Origin of the sequence: Anaerocolumna aminovalerica, assembly GCF_900115365.1 — a bacterium.
Classification (GTDB): domain Bacteria; phylum Bacillota; class Clostridia; order Lachnospirales; family Lachnospiraceae; genus Anaerocolumna; species Anaerocolumna aminovalerica.
This window is the reverse complement of record NZ_FOWD01000036.1, coordinates 31,605-40,379: the sequence shown is the minus strand read 5'-3', so window position 1 is coordinate 40,379 and position 8,775 is coordinate 31,605. Positions and strand designations below refer to the sequence as shown.

8 protein-coding genes are annotated in these 8,775 nt (G+C 34.8%); 1 reads left to right on the top strand and 7 read right to left on the bottom strand.

The window, feature by feature from the left end:
- Positions 1 to 130 precede the first annotated feature (130 nt).
- Together hflX and BM183_RS16185 are read right to left on the bottom strand one after the other, a co-directional pair.
- Positions 131 to 1,375, bottom strand: coding sequence for a GTPase HflX (hflX, locus tag BM183_RS16190; RefSeq protein ID WP_091687917.1), 1,245 nt, complete (start codon positions 1,373 to 1,375; stop codon positions 131 to 133).
- 94 nt (positions 1,376 to 1,469) lie between these two features.
- Positions 1,470 to 2,669, bottom strand: coding sequence for a tetratricopeptide repeat protein (locus BM183_RS16185; RefSeq protein ID WP_091687913.1), 1,200 nt, complete (start codon positions 2,667 to 2,669; stop codon positions 1,470 to 1,472).
- Positions 2,670 to 2,828: 159 nt separating this feature from the next.
- On the opposite strand from BM183_RS16185, the gene BM183_RS16180 reads away from it, so the two are divergent.
- The gene (locus tag BM183_RS16180) at positions 2,829 to 3,902 is read left to right on the top strand and encodes a hypothetical protein (protein ID WP_091687912.1); all 1,074 of its coding nucleotides are present in this window, start codon (positions 2,829 to 2,831) and stop codon (positions 3,900 to 3,902) included.
- Positions 3,903 to 4,256: 354 nt separating this feature from the next.
- Here the strand turns inward: BM183_RS16180 and BM183_RS16175 are convergent, their stop codons facing one another.
- From BM183_RS16175 to BM183_RS16155, 5 genes are all read right to left on the bottom strand, one after another.
- Positions 4,257 to 4,745 (bottom strand): zinc-ribbon domain-containing protein, encoded by a 489-nt coding sequence (locus tag BM183_RS16175; RefSeq protein ID WP_139221543.1) that lies wholly within the window; start codon positions 4,743 to 4,745, stop codon positions 4,257 to 4,259.
- 58 nt (positions 4,746 to 4,803) lie between these two features.
- A complete protein-coding gene (locus BM183_RS16170) occupies positions 4,804 to 5,295 on the bottom strand; it encodes a DUF6591 domain-containing protein (RefSeq protein WP_091687911.1) in 492 nt (163 codons plus the stop codon).
- A gap of 248 nt (positions 5,296 to 5,543) precedes the next feature.
- Positions 5,544 to 6,455 (bottom strand): carbohydrate kinase family protein, encoded by a 912-nt coding sequence (locus BM183_RS16165; RefSeq protein WP_091687910.1) that lies wholly within the window; start codon positions 6,453 to 6,455, stop codon positions 5,544 to 5,546.
- Position 6,456: 1 nt separating this feature from the next.
- Positions 6,457 to 7,824 (bottom strand): family 4 glycosyl hydrolase, encoded by a 1,368-nt coding sequence (locus BM183_RS16160; protein WP_091687909.1) that lies wholly within the window; start codon positions 7,822 to 7,824, stop codon positions 6,457 to 6,459.
- Between the two features lie 25 nt (positions 7,825 to 7,849).
- Positions 7,850 to 8,722: a carbohydrate ABC transporter permease gene (locus tag BM183_RS16155; protein WP_242961032.1), complete on the bottom strand. Its 873-nt coding sequence runs from the start codon at positions 8,720 to 8,722 to the stop codon at positions 7,850 to 7,852.
- Positions 8,723 to 8,775 lie beyond the last annotated feature (53 nt).

Below are 8,775 nucleotides of genomic sequence, written 5' to 3'. Positions count from 1 at the left end.
AAAATTTATAATATACACCCTGTTATCCTTGAACATATAAATTGAGTCATTATGAAAGCTTTAATGAGCACTTTCTGATTTCCAACAAACTTCAGAGCAAAGCGTCCTACTGCGACAAATTTTTATTCGTCTATAACCCCGTATAAATATCTTTTGGAAGATAGGCTTTAATGTAGATACCGTCTTCCTGATATTCTTCGGCTATAAGTTGCCCGTATTTTCTTATTATTTGAATTTTACCGGCATCATTGTATGAGAATACTTTTTCCATCAGAACTTTTCTGTCTCTTAATACTTCTTCGAAAAGTTCTAGTAATGTATCAATACCGGTATTCTGTTTTGCTGATATTTTAACGGTTTTATCTGCCCTAAAATCTTTCATTACCGGATCGGATTCTAGTTTATCCTGTTTGTTAAAGGCGGTAACAACGGTTTTATCTTTCACACCTAGGTTTTCCAAGGTTTCATAAACTACGTGCATTTGTTTGTAGGCAACAGGATTGGAACTGTCTACCACATGAAGGATAATATCTGCATATTTAGCCTCTTCTAAAGTACTGCGGAAGGCTTCGATTAGATGATGAGGTAATTTTCGGATAAAACCTACGGTATCTGTTAACAGCAGTTGCTGTCCGCTGGGCAGTTCCAGATTTCTTGTTGTTGGATCCAATGTTGCAAATAATTTATCTTCTTCTAATACGCCTGCACTGGTTAAAAGATTTAATAATGTAGATTTACCAGCGTTAGTATAACCTACAATAGCAACAATTGGAATTCCTCCTTTATTTCTTAAACCTCTTGCAGTTTCTCTGGATTGCTGCATATCACTAAGCTCCCTTTTTAGTTGGGAGATTCGGTCCCGAATTAATCTTCTGTCCACTTCCAGTTTCTTTTCGCCGGGACCTTTGGTTCCGATACCGCCGCCCAGCCTTGACATGGAGTTCCTCATTCCAACTAACCTTGTGGAACGGTACTTTAACTGGGCTAATTCAACCTGAATTTTGCCCTCCTTAGTAGTGGCACGTTGTGCAAATATATCCAATATCACAATGGTACGATCCATAACTTTAGCTTGAAGGGCATCTTCCAGATTTTTTAATTGGGCAGGAGTTAATTCGTCGTCACATACAACACCTGTAGCCCCCAATTCATCCATTAAGACACGTACTTCTTCTATTTTCCCTTTTCCTATATAGGTTCCCGGATGAACACTTTCGCGGTTTTGGATGACTTTGGCTACTGTTACAGCTCCTGCGGTTTTAGCTAATTCCTCCAATTCGTCTAAAGATTCTTCCGTATCATCTCCATCCTGAGTTGCAACCGCAACCAAGATCAGACGCTCTTCATTTTCCTTTATTTCATACATTTCAGTCATATATAACCATGCTCCTTTCAAAGTCAGAAGACATTGCATACGCAAATCTCCCGTTGAGGGAATCTCAATATTTCACTTATCCCCTTCTTATCTTTCATTGTTTTATACTGCTTACATCTGGTAACCGCGTTTTTAAAAATTCATATTCCTTTTTAGCTTCTTTATCTTCCGGATACAGGTTTATATAATCCGTCATAAGATGGTAAGCTTTTTCAAAGTCACCTGTCTTCTCATAAGCGGCAATTTCATTTCGCTTCAATGGCTGTTCCATGTTTTTATCCCGGTATTCCAACCCTGTTTGAATATAAGCCAATGCTTCACTATATCTTCCTAATTTTAAAAGACAAGCACCAGCCTGATTATATACCAAGGTTGTCTTTGGAATGTTCTCTGCTTTAATATATTTTTCATAATTTATAACCGCCTCTTCATAATCCTCTCTCTTTTCATAAATATTCCCAAGATAATAACAGGCTTCTTCAAAACCACTTTCAAATGCTTTGCTGAATTCATTTATAGCCATATCATACTCTTCCATGTAATAATGAACTTTTGCCAGATTAAATTCATCTTCTTCTGTTTCAACTTTTATACCGGCAGCTTCTTTTAAAATAGTATGTGCCTCTTCCTTTCTATCCGCTTCCATAAGCAGGAAGTATTTTCCCAAATAATGATTGTAGTTTCCTTTCTTTATAGAAATTGCTTTATCATAATCTGCCAGCCCTTTATCAAATTCATGAAGTTTCCCATAGGCGTATCCACGATTATTGTATGCATTATCATCTGAGGCACTATTATCTATCAGTGCAGTATAGGTTTTAATTGCCTCTTCATAAAGACCTGATTTTTCTTCCGCACTTCCTTTGTAGTATAAGATGTCCTCATCTAATTCACTTAATTCATTAAGAGAAAGCGCTTTATCAAATTCTTCAATTGCCTCTTTATATTGATAGGATTTATAATAGGCAATCCCTTTTCCCCGATATGCTAATTTATTGTTTTTGTTCACAATTACATTTTCTTTATTCAAAATTGCCTTATCAAAGTTTAGAATTGCTTCCCTATTCTCCTTTAGCATAATTAGGGTCATCCCATAATCAATATAGTATTCCGCACGATCATCCTTTAATGCTATAGCTTTGGAAAAATTAGATGCGGCTTCTTCATAATTTCCATTGTCTATATATTTCAGCCCTTCTTTATAAAATTTATCCGCTGAATTACCACTACATCCACTAAGTAAAATAACTGATACAAATGCTAATGCACCTTTTAATAAATTCATTTTTTTCATTTTTAACTCCTTGTATTTCACTTCCGTAAACAAGAACCTGGGAAAAATAACATAATAATATTATAAGTTGCAGCTGCCGTAAATGCAAGGTGATATTAACATAATAAAAGCACATACATATAATAAGTTTATATCAATCACATATTAGGAGGTGCCAGTTTGAAAGAAAAACATGTATTTGCCGGCAATAATACTTCCGTTGGTTTTTATAGTTATTTTAACTATACCTTTAATCCGGAGGAGGCAAACCATATTTATATTTTAAAAGGAGGTCCCGGGGTAGGAAAAAGTTCTTTTATGAAAAAATTCGGGGCCAGAATGATAAAAAAGGGATATGAGGTAGAATATGTTCATTGTTCCAGTGACAATGACAGCTTAGATGGAATCTTAATTCCAAAGTTAAAAATTGCATTGGTAGACGGTACCGCTCCCCATACCATAGATCCTAAAATTCCCGGAGCAGTAGATGAAATTATAAATCTTGGGAATTATTTGGACAGTAAAAAGTTAGAAGAAAACAAGCAGGAAATCATGCTGGTAAATAAGAAAAAATCCAATATCTATAAAAGCGCTTATCGCTACTTAGAATGTGCCGGTTTAATATCGGAAGAAATTCAATCCATATATGATGAGGTGACTAATTATAATAAGTTTTGGTATTTGTCCAAAGAGGTCTCCTCAAAATTCTTCACAAGCAGCTTACAAGAAAATGAGAATCAATCACCAGGTAAAATTAAAAAATTATTTAGTGAAGCTTATACTGCAAATGGGTATATCCAGTATACAGAGTCTTTATGTAAAGGCAAAAAAGTATGGGCAATAAATGGTAAAAACAAAAATGCTTCCTCAAAATTATTACAATACATTGCAAATGAGGCTATGGAAAGAGGATATGATGTGGAAGGTTACTATGACCCATTAACTCCCGAAAAGCTTCAGCATGTTTTTATTCCTCAATTAAACGCAATGATAATAACATCTGAAGACAGTTCCCGAAAAAGGTATAATGCTGTAATTAACCTGAACCATATTATTAACTATAAAAAAATTAAAAATCAGGAGGAATTGGAAAATAACATCCAGCTATACGAATTGCTTATTAATCTTGCAATAATCAAGCTTTCAGAAACTAAAAAAGAGCATGAAAACTTAGAAGCCTATTATGCAAAAAGTATGGACTTTAAAGGAGTGGATAAATGCTTTGAAGAATTATATAAGAAATATGAAAAGTAATCTACCTGTTGGCTCCTTTTGTTGATCCCTTATGCTGAATTACTTTATTTAAGAGCTTTTAAAATCCCGTTAACCTCCCCAGTGACCAAGTTACATCTCTTATCTTAGCTTACTGTTAGACCCAATTAATATTTCACAAAAACTCCTTATAACAATAAAAACTTGTATTTTTTATACACTTTGCCCGAATAAATATTGGCAAAATGTATGTCAAATACAAGTTTTTATTTTAAAATAGCTGAATTTTTATCTTAAGAAACTGAAATATCCTCTTTAAAAATTAATATTGGATTTTCAAATTTAGCTTTGTCAAATTCATTTAGAATGACATGGGAGGAAATCAGAGAATTAAAATTATTTAATAATTCGTATTCCTCCAATGAAAGGTAATGGTTTCTCTTCTCCTTTGCCAGCATTGGCCATTCCAATAATAACCAAGGCCAGTAATGCCAAGCCCCATAAGGTAAACAGGAAGGAGATTAATCCCCATAACCGCCATGATAGGATGTAATATAAAATTCCTAATATAAAATGTCCGGCGAATCCTGTAATAAGAAGTATCAATCCTTGATTTGCATGGAATCTTCCAGCTTTCGATTCCGGACAGGATACCAATGGTAAAAAGAACAAAATTCCCAAATAAGCAAGCATAAATATTACTTTATTACTAGAATCTTTTTTTACGTCATCTGCATTTGAAGCCTTCTGATTAGCTGCTTCTTTATTAAAATTCTCTTTTTCAGCAGTCTGATTATTTATGGTCTCACCTTGCACAGCTCCTCCACATCCATCGCAGAAATTTGCGTCATCATTTAATTCTTTTCCACAATGTTTACAATACATATCCGCATCTCCTTTTTATTTACTAATTCCATTGAAAGCAAAGTGTGTTTACACCCAATTACTCTGTTACTTTAGATACCGAAATAGATATACTTTCGCTGGAAATATCATAATATATCACAACCGCAATGCCATTTGAGTTTTCACCACCATATGATATTATATCATCTGCTTCCACTTCATAACTGTTATGGGAAAACTTCTGTTTTAGTTCTCTCAGATATTCTAAGGCATCTTTTTCTTTTACTTCTTCCATATAAATAGTGGAATATTCTTCACTATCCACGGTACCGGTAATTAGTCCACTTTTACATACCGGTACATCTTTCACTAAGTCCGAAGTCGGCCACTGGGTGCTTCCATAGCTGACTTCCGATCCATCTTCGTTCTTTACAACAACAGTACCTCCCATATCCATATCGCCATTTCCTGAGTCTTCCATAAAACTTTCCGCTATAGATTCACTTACTTCTTCTTCCACATTCTTTTTACACCCGGCCAAAAAGATCAGTAATGCTGCAAATACTACTATTAATACAATTCTTTTCATAGGAATTCCTCCCTTATTATTTTATAAAATATATAATAATTTGTTCTCTATTCTTATATATTTATAATATCTTTTTCTAAGAACCCTTTATCATGTAAATAGAAGAATATTTTTGACCTTTATGCTTCAGCACTTTTTAGATGGAATAATTAAATCAAATTATTTGTTTTTTATTGAAATTAAAAAGATGGACAATCAGCCATAAATTGTCCATCTTGGTTCTTGTAATCCGCTTTTAATGATTTGTTTCACCTGATTTTTTTACGATATTTTTCTGCTATTTCCAATAGCTCTTTTTCATTTACATACCGTGTTAAACAACCAATCCCTTCTACACATAATCCACCGGTAATATTACCAAACAATATGGAATCTTTAATGTCATAATTATGATATAAACCATAAATAAAACCGCTTAAAAATGCATCTCCTGCTCCTGTAGCATCTACCGCTTTAATATTCTCTAATGGCGGAATAATATGTGTAGTATCACCTTCTACAAGCATACAGCCGTTCTTGTCAAGTTTGATAATGACCTTATCAAAATATTCTTTCAGTCTATCCGCAGCATCCTGTAAACTCTTTGTTTTTGTTATCTCCAGTGCTTCTTTCTGGTTTGGTGTAAAATAATCTGCTAGCTTAAGATACTCTGAATATTTTTCTAAAGACATTCCTTCTTCCCAGCCCACATCAAAAACCAGTATTGTTCCATCCTCTTTTAGCCGCTTATAAACATCTAAAAATCCCACATGCATATCTGCAATTTTGGCACCTTTTAGCTTCTGGTATATCTTATCCTCTTCTTCTTGATTAAGAGTAAGGTGATTACGGTAAGAGAGAAAGGTACGGTCCCTTTCCGTTGTGATTATAGAGGTTATGGCAAGGGGCATATCGTTTCCATTGTAAATATTATGATATGATGTATTATAATGTTCTAGCTGAGCTCTTGCATAATTGGAAAACATATCATTTCCTAAGAAAGTACAAAACTCAGTAGGAACTCCAAGGCGTGCCAGGTTAATCATAGTTGCCGGAATTCCCCCGCCTAACTGAATATCAAATTCTTTGGAATATATTTCTTCCCCCTCATTGGGGATTCTCTCAATTCCAGAATAAAGAATATCCACATTAATCATTCCTACTCCTGATACGTGCTCCATCCTACTTCCACCCCTTAATATATTCTGCATTGATATTTAAGTATTCATCTATTAAGGCCTTAGCCAGGGAATAAGAATTTACCAACGGATGTAACATGAGGCAATCCACTGCTTCTTTTTTATCCCGGTTTCGAATGGCTGAAGAAGCCAGTCTTTCATAAGCCTTTACTCTTCTTATTAGTTCCATTTGAAGTTCACCTGGGTTTTCAATCTTGTGAGGAATATAACCATCTCTGGTAATGGTACAGCTGACTTCAACCACATCCGTATCCTTTAATCCTTCCATAGCCCCATTGTTGGGAACACAAAGAATCATATCTTTTGGCTCTCCAGATAATTCTGCTTCAATATATTTTAAAGCGACTCCAGCATAGCCACCACTATCTTTCTCATAAATATCGAACCGAAAAGGAGGTTTATGGCTTTTCATGCCCGTTTCATTAGCCATATAAGCGCCCTCTCTTTTGTCATACCATTTTTCATAAACTTTTAGACAATTATCAAAGTCTCCTTCTATATCCATCTTAGATAGTTCCTCTGTCATATGTAGATTAATATCTTTAATTACCTCACCTCTGGTTACTTTTGCTGCAAGAATATTAGATATTGCTTCCTCACGATAATAAAAGTAATATAAATATTCATTTAAAATACAACCTAAATGCAAAGCTAACTCTTTATCAAAAAACCGCATATCAGTAGACTCATAAACACGGTCATCTACTAGCAGATCTGTCATAATCTCTTTACCATTTAACTGAATGCTCTTAAAGAAGGAAAGATGATTAAGTCCATAACATTCTCCTGTTATTTCATCCTGACTGACACCGTACAGTTTAGCAAAGGAATGTAACAAACCGCTAGGGGCATCACAGATTCCATAAGTAAAATCAAATCCCATATCCCTTAAAGTCTGAGAGACTACTCCCGCAGGATTGGTAAAATTAAACACTTTTACTTCTTTTTTTGCATATTCTTTAATTAGTTCACAGTATTTTACCAAAGCAGGAACGGATCGCATTGCAAACGAGAAACCTGCTGCACCTGTTGTCTCCTGTCCTAACAAATCATGGGAAAGGGCTATTCTTTCATCTTTCACCCTCATGTCATCTTCTCCAACACGTATGGTAGTAATGACATAGTCGGCAGCTGTTACTGCTTCAACAGGATCCGTTGTGAGAGTAAATATAAGAGAAGGATCAATTCTTTTGGCAACTTCTTTTGCCATCTTTCCATAAATATTTAATTTTTTTTCATTATTATCCATGAATACAAGATCCGTGATTCCTAATCTTTTCGCATTCTGGGATAGGCTCTTTGCAAGAAACATTGAGCGAACCCCTCCACCACCTATTACCGTAATCTTCATTCTTATTCTCTCCTTATCTTTTTTATTAATAATCAGACTCATTCATACGGAACAATTTATTAATTACAAAAACAGCAAAGATTCCTAAGATAATCAATAAAACACCCATCATATTAGCATATCCATAATTATTATCTGTCAAAGAGGTCTTATATAGATATAAAGGCAGATTAAGGGTAGTATTTCCAGGCCCTCCGTTGGTAGTTAGATAAATTAATTCAAATTCTCTTAACATACTGGTTGCTGATATAATTACACAAGTTCCAAGGATTGTCCGTATCAAAGGAAGCCTTATTTTAATATCAATTTGTAAACCAGACGCCCCGTCTATTTTCGCCGCCTCCAGTACTTCATCCGGAACAGACATTACACCCGCCAGAACAAGTATCATGACCAGGCCTGCATACAATAACCAGCTCCAGGTCACAGTAAGAAATGCTGAATTCTGATCAAAGTACCAGTTCTTAGAAAATTCACTGCCAGTAAAAGTACTGATTATGGAATTAAGCAGTCCGTATTTTGAATTAAATACATTTAGAAAGATAACCCCCAAGGCAGCTGCCGATATAACATTGGGTATCATAAATATAGTTCTTAATATCTTCCAGCCTTTTCTTTTACGAGATAGCATAAATGCTGTAATTGTGCCTATTCCTACATGGACAGTTGATTGAAGCAAAGCCCATATTCCGGTATTTTTTAATGCCTGGTGCATTCTTGTATCGTTTACAAAGGCTTCAATATAATTATGAACTCCAACAAAATGAAAAACTCCGCCTGATTTCCACTCAAAGAATGAAGTTACAAATACAATTCCCATGGGTATTAGATAAATTAAAGCAAACAACAGAATACAGGGTAATAAGAAACATACCATCATTCTTTTTTTAACACGCAATTTCTGTCACCTCTATTCTTCTTTCCCCTGCCTGTAAGACAGAGGAAAGAGTT